Source organism: Megasphaera sp. NM10, from assembly GCF_000417505.1.
GTDB lineage: Bacteria > Bacillota > Negativicutes > Veillonellales > Megasphaeraceae > Megasphaera > Megasphaera intestinihominis.
The window spans coordinates 43,855-62,838 of sequence record NZ_APHY01000020.1 but is presented as its reverse complement, the minus strand read 5'-3'; the positions used below and the strand labels follow the sequence as shown (position 1 = coordinate 62,838).

General features: G+C 55.5%; 18 protein-coding genes, 3 tRNA genes, 1 riboswitch and 1 other annotated feature. Of the genes, 3 read left to right on the top strand and 18 right to left on the bottom strand.

Annotated features, from left to right (window positions below):
• Nucleotides 1-159: 159 nt before the first annotated feature.
• The 4 genes from NM10_RS04520 to NM10_RS04505 all read right to left on the bottom strand — a co-directional run bounded on the left by NM10_RS04520 (nucleotide 160) and on the right by NM10_RS04505 (nucleotide 5,489).
• Nucleotides 160-2,151: a molybdopterin-containing oxidoreductase family protein gene (locus NM10_RS04520; protein WP_020310418.1), complete on the bottom strand. Its 1,992-nt coding sequence runs from the start codon at nucleotides 2,149-2,151 to the stop codon at nucleotides 160-162.
• A 313-nt stretch (nucleotides 2,152-2,464) separates the two neighbouring features.
• Complete coding sequence (locus NM10_RS04515; protein WP_020310416.1) at nucleotides 2,465-3,613, bottom strand: phosphoribosylaminoimidazolecarboxamide formyltransferase; 1,149 nt, start codon at nucleotides 3,611-3,613, stop codon at nucleotides 2,465-2,467.
• A gap of 53 nt (nucleotides 3,614-3,666) precedes the next feature.
• Nucleotides 3,667-3,744, bottom strand: a riboswitch (ZMP/ZTP riboswitch).
• Nucleotides 3,745-3,939: 195 nt separating this feature from the next.
• Nucleotides 3,940-4,080: a hypothetical protein gene (locus tag NM10_RS15110; RefSeq protein ID WP_020310415.1), complete on the bottom strand. Its 141-nt coding sequence runs from the start codon at nucleotides 4,078-4,080 to the stop codon at nucleotides 3,940-3,942.
• Between the two features lie 23 nt (nucleotides 4,081-4,103).
• A complete protein-coding gene (locus NM10_RS04505) occupies nucleotides 4,104-5,489 on the bottom strand; it encodes an acyl CoA:acetate/3-ketoacid CoA transferase (RefSeq protein ID WP_020310414.1) in 1,386 nt (461 codons plus the stop codon).
• A gap of 255 nt (nucleotides 5,490-5,744) precedes the next feature.
• Here NM10_RS04505 and NM10_RS04500 point away from each other — a divergent pair, with 255 nt between their 5' ends.
• Entirely contained in the window at nucleotides 5,745-7,223 is a 1,479-nt protein-coding gene (locus tag NM10_RS04500; RefSeq protein WP_020310413.1) for a hypothetical protein, read from the top strand.
• Here NM10_RS04500 and NM10_RS04495 read toward each other — a convergent pair.
• From NM10_RS04495 to NM10_RS04485, 3 genes are read right to left on the bottom strand one after another with little or no spacing between them, the layout of a single operon-like run.
• A complete protein-coding gene (locus NM10_RS04495) occupies nucleotides 7,220-8,053 on the bottom strand; it encodes an Asp23/Gls24 family envelope stress response protein (protein WP_020310412.1) in 834 nt (277 codons plus the stop codon). The two genes, NM10_RS04500 and NM10_RS04495, sit on opposite strands and share 4 nt — an antisense overlap.
• 4 nt (nucleotides 8,054-8,057) lie before the next feature.
• Nucleotides 8,058-8,882, bottom strand: a complete 825-nt coding sequence (locus NM10_RS04490; protein ID WP_020310411.1) for a PHP domain-containing protein — start codon at nucleotides 8,880-8,882, stop codon at nucleotides 8,058-8,060.
• The gene (locus NM10_RS04485) at nucleotides 8,872-10,335 is read right to left on the bottom strand and encodes a leucyl aminopeptidase (protein ID WP_020310410.1); all 1,464 of its coding nucleotides are present in this window, start codon (nucleotides 10,333-10,335) and stop codon (nucleotides 8,872-8,874) included. Before NM10_RS04485 ends, NM10_RS04490 begins: the two co-directional genes overlap by 11 nt.
• Before the next feature lie 213 nt (nucleotides 10,336-10,548).
• On the opposite strand from NM10_RS04485, the gene NM10_RS04480 reads away from it, so the two are divergent.
• Nucleotides 10,549-10,624, top strand: a tRNA-Lys gene (locus NM10_RS04480).
• A 290-nt stretch (nucleotides 10,625-10,914) separates the two neighbouring features.
• Here NM10_RS04480 and rlmH read toward each other — a convergent pair.
• The 6 genes from rlmH to NM10_RS04450 form a co-directional block, all read right to left on the bottom strand.
• Nucleotides 10,915-11,394 carry a 23S rRNA (pseudouridine(1915)-N(3))-methyltransferase RlmH gene (rlmH, locus tag NM10_RS04475; RefSeq protein WP_020310409.1) on the bottom strand — a complete coding sequence of 160 codons (480 nt, stop codon included), beginning with the start codon at nucleotides 11,392-11,394 and terminating at the stop codon, nucleotides 10,915-10,917.
• Nucleotides 11,394-12,527 (bottom strand): S1C family serine protease, encoded by a 1,134-nt coding sequence (locus NM10_RS04470; protein WP_020310408.1) that lies wholly within the window; start codon nucleotides 12,525-12,527, stop codon nucleotides 11,394-11,396. Before NM10_RS04470 ends, rlmH begins: the two co-directional genes overlap by 1 nt.
• A complete protein-coding gene (locus NM10_RS04465) occupies nucleotides 12,524-13,462 on the bottom strand; it encodes an MBL fold metallo-hydrolase (protein ID WP_020310407.1) in 939 nt (312 codons plus the stop codon). The genes NM10_RS04470 and NM10_RS04465 overlap by 4 nt, the downstream gene beginning before the upstream one ends.
• A 65-nt stretch (nucleotides 13,463-13,527) precedes the next feature.
• A tRNA-Ile gene (locus tag NM10_RS04460) sits at nucleotides 13,528-13,604 on the bottom strand.
• Between the two features lie 55 nt (nucleotides 13,605-13,659).
• Nucleotides 13,660-13,736 (bottom strand) — tRNA-Ile (locus tag NM10_RS04455).
• Nucleotides 13,737-13,811: 75 nt separating this feature from the next.
• The gene (locus NM10_RS04450; protein ID WP_020310406.1) at nucleotides 13,812-14,999 is read right to left on the bottom strand and encodes a pyridoxal phosphate-dependent aminotransferase; all 1,188 of its coding nucleotides are present in this window, start codon (nucleotides 14,997-14,999) and stop codon (nucleotides 13,812-13,814) included.
• A gap of 119 nt (nucleotides 15,000-15,118) precedes the next feature.
• On the opposite strand from NM10_RS04450, the gene NM10_RS04445 reads away from it, so the two are divergent.
• Complete coding sequence (locus tag NM10_RS04445) at nucleotides 15,119-16,288, top strand: MFS transporter (RefSeq protein WP_020310405.1); 1,170 nt, start codon at nucleotides 15,119-15,121, stop codon at nucleotides 16,286-16,288.
• 123 nt (nucleotides 16,289-16,411) lie between these two features.
• Here the strand turns inward: NM10_RS04445 and rplT are convergent, their stop codons facing one another.
• The 5 genes from rplT to NM10_RS04420 all read right to left on the bottom strand — a co-directional run bounded on the left by rplT (nucleotide 16,412) and on the right by NM10_RS04420 (nucleotide 18,620).
• Nucleotides 16,412-16,762 (bottom strand): 50S ribosomal protein L20, encoded by a 351-nt coding sequence (gene rplT / locus NM10_RS04440; protein WP_014015987.1) that lies wholly within the window; start codon nucleotides 16,760-16,762, stop codon nucleotides 16,412-16,414.
• A 43-nt stretch (nucleotides 16,763-16,805) separates the two neighbouring features.
• Nucleotides 16,806-17,003, bottom strand: coding sequence for a 50S ribosomal protein L35 (gene rpmI / locus NM10_RS04435; RefSeq protein WP_014015986.1), 198 nt, complete (start codon nucleotides 17,001-17,003; stop codon nucleotides 16,806-16,808).
• 16 nt (nucleotides 17,004-17,019) lie between these two features.
• The gene (infC, locus tag NM10_RS04430; RefSeq protein WP_071601828.1) at nucleotides 17,020-17,532 is read right to left on the bottom strand and encodes a translation initiation factor IF-3; all 513 of its coding nucleotides are present in this window, start codon (nucleotides 17,530-17,532) and stop codon (nucleotides 17,020-17,022) included.
• A gap of 13 nt (nucleotides 17,533-17,545) precedes the next feature.
• Nucleotides 17,546-17,655 (bottom strand) — a sequence feature (ribosomal protein L20 leader region).
• A gap of 42 nt (nucleotides 17,656-17,697) precedes the next feature.
• Nucleotides 17,698-17,928, bottom strand: a complete 231-nt coding sequence (locus tag NM10_RS04425) for a DUF1653 domain-containing protein (protein ID WP_020310403.1) — start codon at nucleotides 17,926-17,928, stop codon at nucleotides 17,698-17,700.
• Nucleotides 17,929-17,987: 59 nt separating this feature from the next.
• On the bottom strand, nucleotides 17,988-18,620 hold the full coding sequence (locus NM10_RS04420) for a hypothetical protein (protein WP_020310402.1): 633 nt from the start codon (nucleotides 18,618-18,620) through the stop codon (nucleotides 17,988-17,990).
• Nucleotides 18,621-18,984: the final 364 nt, after the last annotated feature.

The window sequence follows — 18,984 nt, the reverse complement described above, 5'->3', positions numbered from 1 at the left end:
ACGGAAAGCAGCCTATCTGTCAAGTATTTTTACTTGTCAGGGGTTCGTAGGGGCCGCCCAAAGGGCGGGCCGCAGGTCGCAGGTCGCAGGCCGTGCCTCGTGGATGGCTTTAAATTTAGTCCCGTCTGCTAAAAACTACAAACTGCAAACTACCAACTATTACGGTACGATGGATACGCGGACGTCGTAGAAGGTGCTGCCGGCGCCTTCGTCGGTCAGGCGCTGGGACGTGAGGACGTTGACTGAGGCTCCCTGCCCTTTGACCCGTTCCCGCCACCAGACGCCTTCGCTGACGACCTGGCCCGGCACAGTCCGTTTAGAGATGACGACGGTGAAATCGGCCTGGCCCCGTTCATTGGCCAAGGTCACGGTCTGGCCGTCCTGCAGGCCATAGCGGGCCGCATCGTCGGGATGGACGAAGAGGTCCATTGTATGGCTGGCCGTCAGTTCGTCCCGTTCATTGAAGGACGAATCGAGGATGCGCATGTCCGGCCCGTTGACGAAAGCCAGCGTGCCGTCGTCTTCTGCAAGGGGCAGATAGTCCGGCAGGGCCGGCGTCAGGGCCGCGTTGTATATCTCGATTTTCCCCGACGGCGTGGCAAATCGCGTCTGGTAATCGTCCGGCATGGGCAGCGGCGTCGGCAGGCCCTGACTAAGGCGCTGCTGATCCACAGGCAGGGGCCATTTCGTCGTCGACGCAGCCAGGGCTTCGACGAGGTCCCGTTCTGAGCAATCGTAGAAATCATCGTCTATACCCATAGCATGGGCCAGGTCACAGGCGACGCGCCAGTTGGAGCGGCTCTGGCCGACAGGCGGGATGGCCGCATAGCCGCACTGGATCGTGTAGTTGCCATAGGAATAATAGGCGTCGTCGTGTTCCAGCGACGTCGTCGCCGGCAGGACGATATCGGCATAGCGGGCCGTATCGGTCATAAAGCGTTCGTGGACGACGGTAAATAAATCGTCCCGACAGAGGCCCTTCAGGACCTGGTTCTGGTCCGGCGCCGTGCAGGCCGGATTGGACGAATAGACGAAGAGGCTGCGGATGCGGTCGTCACCCGTCAGTGCCTGGCCCAGGCAGCACATGTTGACGACGCGCTTGCCAGGCTGTTTCCAATCGGAATGGGTGACGATTTCTTTATCATAGGCTTTCGACGCCGACGCCGAAGTCAAGAGGCCGGCTCCCTGCTTCCCCCAGGCGCCGACGACAGCCGGCAGGCAGGTGATGAGGCGCGTCGTCATGGCGCCGTTGCGATAGCGGGACTGGCCGCTGCCGAGGCGGATGAACGGCGCCCGGGCCCGGCCGTAGGCGTGGGCCAATTCGACGATGACGTCGGCCGGCACGCCGGTGATGCCCTGCGTTTTTTCCGGCGTATACTTGGACAGGACGTTCTTTTTCAAGTCCTCCCAGCCGAGGACGTTCCGGTCCAGGAAGGCTTCGTCAGCCAGGCCGTCACGGTCGAGGACATGCATCATGCCCAGGGCCAGGGCTCCATCCGTACCGGGGCGGACGGCGATGAAGTGGTCGGCCAGGTCGGCCGTCTTGTTGCGATAGGCATCGATACACCAGACGACGGCCCCTTTGGCCCGGGCCGCTTCGACGTCGTGGTGGAAGTGGATATTCGTGGCCAGCACATGGATGCTCCAGAGGAAGATGCAGTCGCTGTCCTGGGCTGCCTGCGGCGCCGTCGGCATGGTATTGCCCATGACGTCCTTGAAGCCCCGCCCTTTGGCCGGAGCGCAGATGGTCCGGTCCAGTTCCGAAGCACCCAAACGATAGAACAGGCCGTGCAGGGCGTCGTGCTGGACGATGCCCATGGTACCGGCATAAGAATAGGGCAGGATGGCTTCGGCACCGGCTTCGGCGATGATGGCCTTCCAGGTCCCGGCTATTTCTGCCAGGGCCTGGTCCCAGGAAATGGGCGCGAACTGGCCGCTTCCCTTGGGGCCAATCCGCTTCAGCGGCGTCGTCAGGCGGCGCGGCGAATGGACGGTCCGCTCATAATGGGCCATCTTCGGGCACAACGTCCCGCGCGTAAAGGGATGGGACTTGTCGCCGGCAACGGATACGACGCGGCCGCCGTCGACCGTCACGACGAGCCCGCAGGCATCGGGGCAGTCATACGGACAGACAGATGTACAGGTTTTCATGGTATCACCTCTTGTTTCGTGGAAAAAAGGAGCTGTCGCATCGCGACAGCTCCTTTTAAGTAGTTAGCAGTTAGGGGTTAGCAGTTAGCAGATGGCATAACCCTTCGTGCGACAGCGCCTTTTCTTGTAGGGGCGCCACGTGGGGCGCCCGCTCTGGGATAGGTACGATTTCCCGACCCGTTTGCTAGAAGAATCATCCAAATTCCTAACAGGTCTCCCACGTGGCCCCTACAAACTATAGAGCATAGGAACCCCGCGAGCGGTCCTTCTTCTTCCCAGGGGAAGCCTTAATGATGGAACAGGCGCAGGCCGGTCATGGCCATGGCGATGTTGTATTTATCGCACGTTTCGATGACATTGTCGTCGCGGATGGAGCCGCCGGCCTGGGCGATGTAGTCGACGCCGCTGCGATGGGCCCGTTCAATGTTGTCGCCAAAGGGGAAGAAGGCATCGCTGCCCAGGCTACGCCGTGGAGCTGGGCGATCCAGGCTTTCTTTTCTTCCCGTGTGAGCGGTTCCGGTTTTTCCGTGAACAAGTCCTGCCAGATGCCGTCGGCCAGGACGTCTTCGTAGTCATCGGAGATGTAGACGTCGATAGCGTTGTCGCGGTTCGGACGGCGGACATCGTCGCGGAAAGGCAGGTTCAGGACTTTCGGGTTCTGGCGGAGCCACCAGATATCGGCCTTGTTGCCAGCCAGGCGCGTGCAGTGGACGCGGGACTGCTGGCCAGCGCCGACGCCGATGGTCATGCCGTCTTTGACGTAGCAGACCGAATTGGACTGGGTATATTTCAAAGTGATGAGGGCGATCATCAAATCGCGCTGAGCTGCTGCCGGGATATTCTTGTTCTTCGTCGGGACATTTTTGAAGAGGTCCGTCGTAATCTTGGCTTCATTGCGTTCCTGTTCAAAAGTGACGCCATAGACTTCCTTCGATTCGACGAGGCGCGGCTTGTAGTCCGGGTTTATCTGGAGGACGCAGTAATTCCCCTTCTTCTTGGTCTTCAAAATAGCCAAGGCTTCGTCGCTGTAGCCCGGAGCGATGACGCCGTCCGAGACTTCCCGCTTGAGGAGCGTTGCCGTTTCGACATCGCAGACGTCGGACAGAGCGACGAAATCGCCGTACGAGCTCATGCGGTCAGCACCGCGGGCGCAGGCATAGGCCGAAGCCAGGGGGGACAATTTCAAATCGTCGACCCAGTATATCTTTTTCAGGGTATCACTCATGTCCGTAGCGACGGCGGCCCCAGCCGGGCTGACGTGCTTGAAGGAAGCCGCTGCCGGAAGGCCTGTCGCTTCTTTCAATTCTTTGACCAGCTGATAGCTGTTGAAGGCGTCGAGCAAATTAATATAACCGGGACGGCCGTTGAGGACCGTAAAGGGCAGGTCGCTGCCATCTTTCATATAAACCCGGGCCGACGACTGGTTGGGATTGCAGCCGTATTTTAATTGCAGTTCTTTCATGGTGATTCCTCCTGAATAGTTAAGCAAAAATAAAAAATACCGACACTTCTGGAACGTTTCGCCCAGACGGTCGGCTCGTACGAATCATGCTCCCCGTGGTAACTCCACTTCCGTCAGTCACATGTTTCAGATTTATTATACCGTCCGCAGACGGGAGATGTCAAGAAAAAGGACCGCCCTTCGGACGGTCCCTTTTTCTGTAGGGGCGCCACGTGGGGCGTCCGCTCCAGGATGATGTGATTTCCATTTCCCATTCGGTTTACTGGGAGAAACATCCAAATTCCGAACGGGGCGCCCACGTGCGCCCCCTACAGTGCCACTATCCACTAACCCGCCTGTTGTTCAAAGATGTCCTGGGCCAGGCCCATGGGTTCATCGCGGAAGAGGCGTTCATCCATGGTCTTCAGATTTTCGGCGATGTGCGGTACGAATTCCATCTGGTCGCGGATGTCCTTTTGCAGATCCACGCCCGGTGCGATTTCCGTGAGGACTAAGCCTTATCGGTGAGGACGAAGACACAGCGTTCGGTGATGAACATGACCTGCTGGTTGTGTTTATGGGCATATTCAGCACTGAAGGTAATCTGGCCGACCTTATCGATGAATTTCTGGACAGCCCCTTCATGGGTGATGACCAGTTTGCCGTCCCGGATTTCTTCGCGCAGGCCCTTGGCCGTAAAGGTGCCGCAGAAGACGACTTTATGCGTATTCTGGGTGATGTTGATGAAGCCGCCGCAGCCGGCGATGCGGTCTTTGAACTTGCTGACGTTGACGTCGCCTTTGGCGTTACATTCTGCCATGCCCAGGAAAGCCATATCCAAGCCACCGCCATCGTAAAAGTCGAACTGATACGGATGGTCGACGATGGCATCGGCGTTGGCCGAACCGCCAAAGTCCGCGCCGCTGGCCGGTACGCCGCCGATAGGCCCGGCTTCGACGGTCAGGGTCAGCTGGTCGCCGATACCTTCTTCGTTAGCTACGCTGGAAACACCTTCAGGAATCCCGATGCCCAGGTTGACGACGGCGTTGGGAACGAGTTCCATCGCAGCCCGACGGGCGATAACCTTGCGGGCATTGAGTTCCATCGGCGGAATCTGGGACAAAGGCATACGCATTTCACCGGTATAAGCCGGGTTCTGGACCTGACGGACCTTGGACAAGACGATGTAGTCGACGTCGATGCCCGGCAGGACGACGTGTTTCGGCGGAATCGTCCGGTTTTCGGCCAGCGTTTCGACCTGGACGATGACCATGCCGCCACTGGCTTTGGCTGCCAGGGCCATGGGCAGGAGTTCCATGCGGACTTCTTCATTATCCGTCGATACGTTGCCATTCAAGTCGGCGCAGGTCCCGTGGACGATAGCGACGTCGATGGGGAACGGTTTGTACCAGAGATATTCTTCGCCGTCCAGTTCCTTGACTTCTACCAGGTCTTCCTTAGTGATGCTGTTCAATTTCCCGCCTTCGATGCGGGGGTCGACGAAGGTATTGAGGCCGACACGGGTAAACAGGCCCGGTTTGCGGCCGGCAATGCTGCGGAACCACTGGGCCATCGTGCCCTGCGGCAGGTTGTAGCCTTCGACCTTATTGTCCATGACCAGTTTCCCCAGTTTGGGAGCCAGGTTGTAATGACCGGCAATAACCCGTTTCAGCATGCCTTCGTGGGCGAAATGGCTGGCACCCTTGCTCACACCGTCACCGATGCCGGCCGTATGGACCAGTGTCAGCTGCTGCGGATATCCGGTCTTGGTAAAGCGGTCTTCCAGGGCCTGCAATACTTCTTCCGGCAATGCACACTGTGCAAAACCACAAACGGCGATAGTCGAACGATCTTTAATAAGCGATGCTGCATTTTCTGCTGTAATCAGTTTTGCCATGATGACTTCCTCCTTATAGATTTCCTTACTTGTCTTCGATGAGCTCTTTTTCTTCTCATCTTCTGGCTTTAGTATAGCCCCTTTTGCCCTTGAAAAATACGCACAAAGCCGTGACAAAAGATGAAAAACTTGCCTCAAAGATGACAAATATGACAAGGCCTTTCCTTGAAGGTGTCCTGGCCAGGCTATATAATGAATATAAGGAATATAAGGAATATACACGTATTCAAATCTATCATCAAGGGAGTCCTGTTCATGAATCCTTATGCAGAAGTCCTCAAGCAGCTGCTGCAATATACAGAGACGAAATATACGACCTTATCCCAGGCCATCGACTACGACATGTCCTACATCAGCAAATGGGTCAACGGCGCCCGCCTGCCGGCTTCACGCCATGCCGACCGCATCCACGAGGACATGGCCCGCTTCTTTGCCAACACGGCCCAGAAACAGCACCAGGAAGGGGACCTGAAGCGCATCTTCTCCTTTGCCGACGACGGCCAGGATCTGGCCTTCCATCTCTACGACCTGCTAAGCCGTGCCTACCGCCAGGCCCAGACCAGGAAGGGGAAAAGTGAAAGCCGCGACCAGGCCATCCATTTCTACGCCGGCCGCGCTGACTGCCACACGGCCCTGTGCCAGCTGCTCCACCAATACCTGGAAGGCCTCCAGTCCCAGGGAATGCTGGTCATGACCGGCCAGTTCCACGTCCTCGACCAGAACGGCATCTGGCAGCTCCTGGAAGAATGTCACAACGACCGCTGGTCCTGCGACGTCCACTTAGGCCTGAAGATGGACGTCTTTGCCGATCATATGCCCCAGGCCGCCAGCAGCCTCTATCAGTGTCTGGACCACTTATTGACCTATAATTTCACCATGCACGAAATCGACCACGAATCGTACCGCAACATCATCGTCCTCAAAGACGCCTTTGCCTACCTCTACTACGTCGACGGCGACGACTACATCGACATGTGCCTGACCATCACCGACCCGGCCCAGGTCCGGGAAATCTATAAGAAGTGCTGCGCCTACATGATGGTCCAGCCCGTCCTCATGGAGCCCCGCCAGTCCCTGGGCATGGAAAAATTCGGCTACCGCGACATCTTCTTTACATCCAACAACTACCTCTTCTTCCTGACCAACGGCCTGGAATTCCTCCTCCCCGACGAAGTCTATACGTCGCTGTGCCAACTCATCGACGAAGGAAAATATCCCAATGCCACCAAAGAATGGGTCCGGCGCATCCAGTACATCTGGTACCGCATCATCGAACAGGGGCGCATGAAAATCATCATGCCCAAGAATTCCATCATCCGCTACCTGGAAACGGGCTGCTTCTACCTGACCGACATGAACTACCAGATGACGCCAGACGAAAGAAAGGCCCAGCTCAACCTCATCGTCGAAAAGATGAAGCAGAACCCGGCCATTACTTACGGGATTCTCCTCCCGGCATCGGGAGAAAGCAGTTATACGAATTTTTCTAATCTCGCTTTTTACGGCAATCACACGTCAGCTTTCTTCAAAAAGAACACGCACCACATATTGCCCCAGACCAAGCCCATTTACTTGCTCAATAATTCCCAGCTCATCGGCTGTATGCATGATTTCTTCGACGGCCTGAGCCATTCTCCTCAGTACAAGGGCTTCTCGGCGGAAAATGTCGACGCCCTGCGGGGCCTGATTACGCCGCTCATGATGGTCCTGACCGAAGAAAACGGCGACGCCTAGTCTTCAGGCTGGGAAATGCTACGGACCGTGATTTTGAGGATCTCGACGGACATGCCCGTCGTGTATTCCACTTCCTGCTGGATGTCCCGGCGGATACGGCTCATGAGCTTCTTGATGTTCTGGCCATAGGCGATGGTCAGGGACAGGATGATGGCCAGGCCATTGCGCGTCGAGTTGTAATTGATGGCCACCCGCAGGCGGTTGATCTTGGTGACGCCGTCGTTCTTGGCCAGGGCATGGCGCACCAGGGCTTCCAAGACGTCGTTGGAAAAGGTCAGTTTCCCGTAATAACTGAAGACGGGCCGGACGACGGACCGTTCAAAAGGCGATATCTTCTTGCCGTTGCGGCCATAGAAGAAGGAACGGATCGGGTCCAGGAGATAGCCCTGGAAATGGGGCTTCAGTTCCATCGTCGGCACGGGGATGATGTGCTTGCCCTCTTTGATGCGGATGGCCCGGGCCTTGGCGATTTCCGACGGGCACGACACATCTTCGATGCGGATGAACTGCGACGCTTCCGGCAGGTGCAGGGACTCACAGATGCGGTGTATCATGTGCTTCGACGTGCCCAGGATGAGCAATTTATCGGGATGTATCTTCTCCAGCGCCGCCCGCATGGCCGCTGCGTCTTCGGGCTTGTTGAAGATAGCTCGGCGCACGGCTTTCAGGCGGTTCGTCTCTTCTTTGGCCGACCGGCCGGCGACGATGCGGTTGTGGTCGATGAGCAGGCCGTCGTCGATGATGGCCTGGATATCGTGGTCATAGGCGACGACCAGGGCGTGATGGCTCTTGCCCGTGCCGCTGGCGCCGATAAAACCGAAAACCTCCATAATCTCACCTGCTTTTCTTTAGGTTCCCTTCTACATGGTCGAGCAGAGCTTTTACCGCCTTGGCATCGACGGTAAAGACGCCGACCTTTTCGGGGAAACGGCCTGTCGTGCCGTGGAAATCTGAGCCGCCGCTGACGTACCCATGGCGGTCCTCAGCCAGTTTCAAGAATTCTTTATAGCGGCCGCGGTTCTTGGGATGATAGACTTCGACGCCGTCAAAGTCATGGGCCAGGACCTGGTCCAGCGTCCGCTTGAGCAGGCCCGGATGGGCCAGGATGGCCGTACCGCCGGCCTGGCGGATGAGGGCCACGCAGTCGTCGATGCTGCGGCGGTGATAAGGGACGTAAGCCGGACCGCCGCGGTAGAGCAGTTTATCGAAGACCGTCTTGACGTCGGGGAAATAGCCCTTGGCCACGAGCAGGCGGGCAATGTGGGGCCGGCCGACAGTCCCGCCCTGGCGCAGTGTCGCTTCGATGCCGCTGCGATTGATGTCATAGCCTAAGCTGCGGCAGCGGTCGACGATTTCCAGGGCCCTGTTGAAGCGCCGTTCCTTGAATTGTGCGCAGTAAGCCTGCAAGCCGGCGTCAGCCGTGTCGATGCCGTAGCCCAGGATGTGCACATCTTCGCCGTCACATTCCGAGCTGATTTCAATAGCCGGGATGACGCGGACGCCTGCGGCGAAACGATGGCTGCCGTCATAAGCCGCTACCGTATCGTGGTCGGAAATAGCCATGACGCTGAGCCCGGCGTCGACGGCCATCTGTGTTAGTTGTTCCGGTGTATATACGCCGTCTGAACAAGTCGTATGCATATGTAAATCAACGATCATGGGACGCCACGCCTCCCTGCAATAAGTGAAGAATGGATTTGATGCCGACGCCGGTCGCCCCGATGAGGCCCGTTTCGTCGGCCTTTTCATTGAAGGCCGGGCCGGCGATGTCCAAGTGGATCCACGGCGTGCCGTCGTGGACGAACTGCTTGAGGAAGAGGCCTGCCGTGATGGCTCCCGCTTCGGAGCCGCCGACGTTCTTCAAATCGGCGACGTCGCTTTCCAGGAACTTTTCATATTCTTCATCAGCCGGCAGCTGCCATATCTTTTCGTGAACTTCCGTCGCAGCGCTGAAGAAACGGTTCATCCATTCCTGGTCGTTGCCGATCATGCCCGTCCGCACGGTCCCCAGGGCCGTCACGCAGGCACCGGTCAAAGTCGCCAGGTCGATGAGACGCGTCGCCCCCTTTTCCTGAGCATACGTCAGGGCATCGGCCAGGATGAGCCGCCCTTCGGCATCGGTGTTCTTGACTTCGACCGTCTTGCCGTTGTACATGGTCAGGATGTCGTCGACGTGATAAGCCATGCCGGAGGGAATATTTTCGACCAGCGGGAGGACGGCCAGGACGTTGACGGGATATTTGAGCAGCATCAAAGCCCGCATGACGCCGACAGCCGCTGCGGCACCGGCCATGTCGTCCTTCATGAATTCCAGATTGGCATGGCTCTTGAGGGACAGGCCGCCGCTGTCATAAGTGACGCCCTTGCCGACGATGCCCAGGACTTCCCGGCTGTTAGGGTCGCCCTGGTAGGCAATGGACAGGAGCTGGGGCGGGTTCATGCTGCCCTTGCCGACGGCGACGATGCCGCCCATATGGCGTTTTTCCAGGGCCCATTTATTGAGATTCTCTATGAGGATGTTGTCGCCTTTGAGCATGGCCCCGACGATATCGGCAAACTTGCGCGGCGTCAAATCATTGGACGGCATGTTGACCAGGTCCCGCGCCGCGTAGATGCCTTCATAGATGGATGTATACATGTAGCACATGGAATTGAATTCCTTCGGGCGCAGGCTGTGGGTCAGGATATTGATATTCCCGATAGTCCGGCTCTTGGCCTGGCGTTTATAGTGATTGAATTCGTAATTACGGTAGAGCAGGCCATCGATGAGGGACCCCAGGTCCATATCCAGGGTATCGGCCATGACAGCCAGTTCGCTGACGCCTTCTTTCATGGCTGCGGCCATGAGGCGCCGGGCCATGCGGAAATCTTCATACGTCGAATAGCGGATGGGCTTCCCTTCCAAGCCGATGAGGAAATAGGTCCTGGCCCGGCCGTCAGACAGGCAGTGGAAGACGTGAAGGGACGTATGCTGCAAAATCTCCGGGTGCTGTCCGGCATAGGCCCGGATGAGCTGGACATCCCCTTCGGGCAGCTGGCGCAGCGTCGACCCCCGTTCATTCAGGCCGACAGCGACAGTGTCCATGCCGCCATTGCCATTATAAGTAATCATACACATCGCTCACTTTCAATCTATCAACAAACGAGTAGTTTTTGTAAAATATCACTTCTTTCATTATACATTCGCCGTGTCGCCAAAATCAAGAATCGGGGGAAATTCAAGATTCTGTAAATTTTCTTAAAAAAGCGCTTGCATTTCTCTGAGGTTTAGTGTATTATATTACATGTGCTCAGGAAACAGCGAGTACGAAGGACAACAAAATATGGACCATTAGCTCAGCTGGCAGAGCACCTGACTCTTAATCAGGGTGTCCAGGGTTCGATCCCCTGATGGTCCACCAGAATGAAAAAGGCTTGTCGCATGTGCGGCAAGCCTTTTTTAAGCTGTAGGGGCTCGCACGTGGCGAGCCCGCTCTAGAAATATATACGATTTACCGCCCAGTTTGCTAGAATAATCATCCAAATCCAACGGGTCGCCCACGCGGCGACCCCTACGAACTATAAAACAACAGGGACCACGCATGATGACATAAGTCTTCGTGCGTAGTCCCTGTTTAAGTTATTCATTGTTAGCAGTTCGTAAAAACCAGACGCCCAAGCTGCTAACGGCTAACTGCTAGCTGCCAGCCCCTTACAAATGATAGGGTTCGTGCCGGTCGATTTTGATGGCGCGGTAGATTTGTTCTAATAAGAGGAGGCGTATCATCTGATGGGTCAGGGTGATGCGGCCAAAGGAGATACAGCTGTCGGCTCTGCGGCGGACGAGGTCGCTCAGGCCGAAGGGGCCGCCGATGATGAAGGAGATTTCGCTGCAGCCGTACAGGGCCAGTTTGGCAAAGGACGCCGCCAGGTCTTCAGACGACACGAGCTTGCCCTGCACGTCCAGAGCGAAGAGGTGCGAGCCCTGGCGGACGTGGCGCAGCATCTTCTCCCCTTCCCTGTCGAGGACCTGGGTCTTCTGGGCCGGCGACGGGTTGTCGGGCATCTTCTCTTCGGGCAGGACGGTGAGCTCGACCTGGCCGTACGGGCGCAGGCGCTTCAAGAACTCATCGATGCCGGCCGTGAGGTATTTCTCCTTGATCTTGCCGATGGTAATGACGTGGTACTTCATCAGTTGGTCCCGTCTTCCTGGTCGGACGAATCATTCTGCGGGCTTTCCTGGAGGACGACGGTGACTTCGTGGTCCGAGCCGTTGCGCGTGTAGTCGAGGCTGACCGAATCGCCGACGTTGTGTTTATCCATGACGCTCTGGAGAGCGCTGAAGTCTTTGACATCCGTGCCGTCGAGTTTCAGGATGACGTCGCCATGGCGGAGGCCTGCCTGGTCGAGAGGACCGCCGGCAGCGACTTTATAGACGTAGATGCCGGCTACGTTCAGCTTCATGCCGAAACGGGCTGCCATCTGCTGGTCCAGACCGTATAAGCCGAGGTACGGGCGGACGACTTTGCCGTTCTTGATGAGGTCCTGCAAAATCGGACGGGCTGCGTTGATAGGAATGGCAAAGCCCAGGCCTTCGACGCCTTCCTTGGAAATCTTGGCGCTGTTGATGCCGATGACCTTGCCGTCGGCGTCGACGAGGGCGCCGCCAGAATTGCCCGGATTGATGGCTGCGTCGGTCTGGATGAGCTTCATGCTCTGGCCTTCAGCCCCGATGGTCCGATTGAGGGAGCTGATGACGCCGACTGTGACTGTGCCCTGGAATTCCAGGCCCAGGGGGTTGCCGATAGCAATGGCCGGTTCGCCGACCTGGAGGGAATCGCTGTCGCCGAATTCAGCGACGGGCAGGTTGTCCATCTTGATCTTGACGACGGCCAGGTCCGTCTTTTCATCGCGGCCGACGACAGTCCCTTCGGTACTCTGGCCATCGGCCAAAGAAACGATGACCGTCTTGGCCGTGCCGACGACGTGGTTATTAGTGACGATATAGCCGGCCTTGTCGAAGATGACGCCAGAGCCGACGCCTTCACCGACCAGGACTTTGCGGTTGAACATATCGCGGTTATAGACTTTCGTCGTAATGCCGACGACAGCCGGGTTGACTTTCTTAGCAGCCTGGACGACGGCCGTATTGCGGGCATCGGAAATGGAATCCGATTTCGACGGTTCCTGGAGCTGGTTCACCGTCCCGTTATAGGTACCGCTCGGCGTAAAAAAGGCATCGTGGATCTTGAAACCGCCGAAGACGCCGACGGCGATGAGGACGACGGCGGCTGCCGCCGTAATGACATGTTTGCGTTGCATCATAATTCATGACTCCTTTCCTGGAAGCGGACGCTGCCCTTCTGGCAGGCCAACCGCAATAAAATATCCTGGCCGATGACCCGTCCGGCCTGAGACAGGATAGTGCGCATCGTGTGCAGCGCCAGGGCCGGCGTGTTATTCTTTTCGCTGCGGTGTGCCAGGAGGACCCGCATGACGCCCTTCGTCGGCAGACCGGCCAGGAAAGCGGCTGCCGTCTTGTTGGACAGATGGCCCCAGCGGCCGAGGATGCGCTGCTGGAGCGGATAGGGATAGGGCCCGTTGCGGACCATGCCTTCGTCGTGATTGGCTTCTAAAATGAGGATGTCCGCATAAGCCGCTGCCGCCGCGACGTCAGGGCTGACACAGCCTAAATCTGTCGCCAGGGTGATCTTCGATTCGCCGTGGCAGACCGTATAGCCGACGGGCCGCACGGCATCGTGGGATATGGCAAAGGGAATGACCTGGATATCCTTCAGGCCGACGCGGCGTGTCAGGCGGACGAAGCGGTCCTGGAAGCCTTCCACTTTCCGGCCTATGGCCTGCCAGGTCTCGGCTGTCGTATAGACGGGCATGTCCGTCCGCTTGAGGAGCGTCGCCAGGCCGTTGACGTGGTCCGAATGTTCATGGGTGATGAAGACGGCATCGAGGTCCCCTAAAGCGCAGCCGTAGCGCTTCAATCCCTGTTCGATGCGGCGGCAGCTGATGCCGGCATCGATGAGGATATTCGTCTTGCCACAACGGATATAAGCGGCATTGCCCTTGCTGCCGCTGGCCAGCATGCTGACCAGGCAGTCTCCTGCCCGAGCTTCACCGCCGAGATTGGGAATCGTATCGGCCGCTGTCGGTGGTGCCGTGACGGCCGCCCTGCACCCGGCCTGCTGCCGGGCCGCCTGGATAGACAGGGCCATTTCCTGGAGCTGCCTTTCACTTTCCGTCATGGTCTTCCCTCCTTCTGTTGAAAAAAAAAACCATCGTTCCGGAATAATCCAAACGATGGTCTGTGTGGTGGGCCTAGGTGGACTCGAACCACCGACCTCACGCTTATCAGGCGTGCGCTCTAACCAGCTGAGCTATAGGCCCATGTCATGGGACTTGCTTAGTATAACATACCGCAGGAAATTGTCAAGTGAAAAATTGGTGGGCCTAGGTGGACTTGAACCACCGACCTCACGCTTATCAGGCGTGCGCTCTAACCAGCTGAGCTATAGGCCCATTTCCTAACGACTCGTTTAGTATACCACAGATACAGGACGTGTCAAGGAAATTTTTCCAATTTCTTACATCTTTTTACTTATACTGTTCCATCAGTTTCTTAAAGGCAGCAAAGGACCGTTTAATCATATCCGGATCGACGCAGTACGATACGCGGACATAGCCAGGGCAGCCAAAGCTGTCGGCCGGTACGATGAGCAGATTCAGCTTCTTGGCCTTGTCGGAGAAAGCCTTGGCATCGGCTTCAGGCGATTTGACGAAGAGGTAGAAAGCGCCGCTCGGATAGACGCAGTCGTAGCCCATTTCTCTTAAACCATTATATAAGAGCTTGCGGTTTTCGTCGTAAATGTTCATGTCGCCAGTCTGGCCCAGGCATTTGAGGACGACGTCCTGGAAAAGATGAGGTGCGCAGACAAAGCCCATGGAACGGGCGGCACCGCAGACAGCTGTATAGACTTCCTGGGCATCGGCAGCGCAGTCCGGAACCAGGACATAGCCGATACGTTCGCCCGGCAGGCTCAGGGATTTACTGTACGAATAGCAGATGATCGTGTCTTTGTAGAATTTCGGGACATAGAGGATGGGAAGGCCATCGTAAATGATTTCCCGGTACGGTTCATCTGAAATGATATAGATAGGATGGCCGATTTCCTGGGACTTCCGCGTCAGCAGGGCCGCCAATTTTTCATAGGTATCAGCCGAGTAGACGACGCCAGACGGGTTATTCGGCGAATTGATGATGATTGCCCGTGTATGCGGTGTAATGGCCTTTTCCAGGGCGTCCAGAGAAATCTGGAAGTGTTCCGTATCCGGCGGCAGGACGACGGCTTTGGCATTGGCATTGTGGACAAAGACCGTATATTCCGGGAAGAACGGCGCAATGAGGATGATTTTGTCATCCGGGCCTTCGACGAGGGCTTTGAGGCTGATGGTCAGCGAAGCTGCAGCCCCGCAGGTCATGTAGAAATTATCGGCCCGTACCTGGGCGTCATAAGTCTGGTTCATGTAATCGGCCAGGCCCTGGCGGACAGACGCATCACCGGAAGCTGCCGTATAGCCGTGGATGGCCACGGATTCCCGCGTTTCCAAGATGTCTTCAATGGCTTCTTTGACACAGGCCGGGGCCGGGACGGTCGGATTGCCGATGCTGAAATCGAAGACATTTTCCTTACCGACGATAGCCGCTTGTTCCTGTCCATAAGCGAAGAGGTCACGGATGACCGAAGCCTGGGAGCCCAAGGCGTACATTTCTTTTGATGCCATAATAACAACTCCTTTTAATATATATTGATTAGTTTGTTATTATTATAACACCAATATGAAAAGGAAAACAGCCTATGCTATAATAGATATGATTTCAACTTCCTGAAAGGAGAATTTGCATGAAGAAACTGAGTCCTTATGTATACCTATTCGCTACGGGCCATTTTTCCGTAGACTGGGCGCAAGGCGCCATTCCGGCCCTCCTGCCCTATTTCATCTCGTCGTGCAACCTGAACTATCAGGACGCAGCGACGCTCATCTTTGCCAACATGCTCTTATCATCGGTTTCCCAGCCTATTTTCGGTTATTATTCCGACAAGGTGTCCAAGCCCTGGTTCGCTCCGCTCGGCCCCATCCTCTGCGGCCTCTGCCTGACGATGCTGGCCTTTACGCAGAACTACTGGCTCATCTTCCTCTGCTCCATGTTCAGCGGCTTCGGCTCTTCCATCTATCATCCCGAAGCGGCCCGCATGGTCAATAACATCGCCGGCGACCGCAAGGGACAGGCTATGGGGACCTTTTCCGTCGGCGGCAATGCCGGCTTCGCCATCGGCCCCATGGTTGCCGGAGCCTGTGCCTATGCCTTCGACATCCACGGTCTGGTCGTCTTCGGCATCGTCAACGCCCTCATCGCCTTCGTCCTCTACCATCAGATGCCGCACATCTTATCTCTGGTCAGCGAAGCGGCGACGGCCGAAAAGAAAGCCCATCCCGGGGAAGTCCGGACCAACGACTGGAGTGCCTTCGCCCGCCTGTCCGTCGTCATCTTCGTTCGTTCCATCGGCTTTACGGTCTGCAATACCTTCATTCCCCTCTACTGGATCCACGTCCTCCATGCCTCGCCGGCAACGGGCAGTCTGGCCCTGTCCATCCTCTTTTCCATGGGCGTCGTCATCACCTTCATCGGCGGCGTCCTGGCAGACCGCTTCGGCTTCCTCCGCGTCCTTCGCGGCTCTATGGTGATCATGATTCCGTCCATGTTCTTCCTGGTCAACAGTACGGACATCGTCACGGCGACGCTGCTGCTCCTTCCCGTCGCCTTCTCGCTCTTCGCCGCCTACAGCCCCATCGTCGTCCTCGGCCAGACTTACCTCGGCAAGAACGTCGGCTTCGCTTCTGGCGTCACCCTGGGCCTGACGACGACCATCGGCGGCCTCATCTCGCCCATCGTTGGCTGGGGTGCCGACCAGTGGGGCATCTCCCCGGCCCTGCAATGCCTCTGGATCAGCGCCATCTTCGGCGCCATCTTCGCCTTCCTCATCCCCGTGCCCAAAGCCTGGCGGCATTGATTGTAGGGGTTAGTGGCTAGTGGTTAGTGGTTAGTGGCTAACTGCTGACCGCTGACTGCTGCAAAGCAAAAATCCCCTGCATGATGGTGGAAACCTTCATGCAGGGGATTTTATTTGCATAGATTACTGTGCTTTTGCGACTTCTACGAGTTTTGCGAAAGCAGCTGCGTCGTTGACAGCGAGGTCAGCGAGCATTTTGCGGTTTACGATGACGCCAGCTTTGGTCAGGCCGCAGATGAAGCGGCTGTAGCTGAGGCCGTTAGCACGGGTTGCGGCGTTGATACGGGCAATCCACAATTTACGGAATTCGCGTTTCTTGGCGCGGCGGTCACGACGAGCGTAGTAGAGCGCTTTCATGACGCTTTCGTTAGCTTTTTTGAAGAGACGGCTGCGGGTACCGCGGTAGCCTTTAGCCATTTTTAAGATTTTTTTATGACGAGCGTGTGCTGTAACGCCAACTTTAATTCTTGCCATTAGTCTATTCCTCCGAATCTATATCAAAAAGTATATTACGCTATTAGATGAACGGGCACATCTTGCGGACGGCTTCGGTCATGGTCTTGGAAACGAGCGTAGCTTTTCTCAGGTTACGTTTACGTTTCGGGCTCTTGCTTTCCAGGATGTGGCTCTTATACGGTTTCATGCGTTTGATTTTACCTGTACCAGTTGTGTTAAAGCGTTTTGCCGCAGCACGGCGAGTTTTCAATTTCGGCATAATAATTGTCCTCCTGTTACTTCTTGTTGACAGCGATGACCATGGTCATGTTTCTGCCTTCAATTTTAGGTTCTTTTTCTACATGGGCGGTGTCTTTCAATTCATCAGCGAATCGAACCAGCAAATCACGGCCCAGTTCCGGATGGCTCATTTCGCGGCCGCGGAACATGATCGTAACTTTGACTTTGCTGCCTTCACCCAGGAAACGCTGCGCAGCTTTCATCTTAACGTAGAAGTCATGGTCTTCGATATTGGGACGAAGTTTTACTTCTTTCAATGTCAAGACTTTCTGTTTTTTCTTGGCTTCCTTTTCACGCTTCTGCTGTTCATAACGGTATTTACCGTAGTTCATGATGCGGCAGACAGGCGGTTTGCCATTCGGTGCGACTTCTACCAGGTCTAAATGCCGTTCTTCCGCAATCTGGCGGGCCGAACGGAGAGACATAACACCGAGCTGTTCGTTAGAATCACTGACCACGCGTACTTCACGGGCTCTGATTTGATCGTTGATACGTAATTCCTTACTAATCGTCTTTCACCTCCGAAATAAAAAAGAACGGATAGCATCGCTATCCGCTCTACGTTTCCGTCATAGACCTTAGTGACTCCAGCGCCTTGTAAGGTGAGAAGCGGATAGCTTCTGCTTTATTTTCAACAGTACATATTATATCAGCCTTCACAGGCCTTGTCAAGATTATTTAACTTTGACGAAGCGGTAATCCTGTTCGGCACGGGGATATTTTTCCTTATCGACTTCGCTCATGAAATCCTTCAGCGGACGGGCATAGGTCTTCATCGTGTCGTGCAAGGCTTTGTAAATGACGAATTTTTCACCTGTCTCCGTATGTTCGGCAATGGTAATAATTTCATAGGTATTCTTCTTGAAGTGGCGCCAAATTTCATGTGCTTTCGGTAATTCTCTCATCGATAACCCTCCTAATAATCTACATTACTAACCTGGTGTAATTATACCATAGTTTCTCTTTATTTCAATGGCTTCATGATGGGAGCCGCCGGCCTTTTCTGCCGCAGCTGGTCCAAAGCAGCCTGTACGGCCGGCACATCGATGCAGTCGCTTTCCTTTTCAGCGACGTCGATGCCCAGGCGCAGCTTGGCTTCCTTCTTGATGGCCTTATAGAGGCCTTTGGGGAAATCGGCCAACGTCGTCGTCACGCCCCGCGGGAAGACGGCTTCCCGTTCCAGCGTATAGCCGTCGGGATAACGGCGGGAACAGCGGGGATGATACATGTCGACATACAGGCGGTCGACGAACTTGCCACTGACATTGGTCAATTCAAAGACGTCCAGGTTCCCGACCTGACCGGCCTTGTGGAAAAAGACCATGGAACCCGTCCGGCGCAGGCGCAGGCGCGACAAATAGACGAATTCACCGCTCGGTCCGTTGACGGGGATGGGATTGGTCGCATCATGGCCAAAACGGCCGTAAGCTCCGGGAAGGACATCGCAGTCTTCCCCATGCCGTACCTTGTCGGCCAGCTCTCCCGATAAAGCCTGGTTCTGCAATTCCGGTGAATTAAAGATCTGCAAGGCATTGTCATAGATCTCCTCGCTCTTCGTCCGCTGATGTTCTTTAAAAAAGGCATCAAAAAATCCCATAGTCTTCCTCCTAATATATATAATACATTAATAATAGCATCTTTAATGGATATCATCCGCCAAACACTCAACCTGTCATCTGGCAGATATACTTATTATAAGGCATTTCACGCCATGCCGCTAGTGCCGAGAAAAGCGTCTTTTACTAAGTTTTAAGTTCTTCCTTTATTTAAACATAAATTTTAATATTTTTCTGTTATGAATAAATATCTATTTTACAGTGCTTTATACTTCCTGTTTTTTACCTCATCTTTCTTCTTTTTAAAAAATCAGCTCCCCCATTTTCTTGATTTTATATCGTCATTTAGCCATTTATTGCCTTTAAATCATTTATCAGCCTGTCGTTGCATTTTTCAGCCATTGA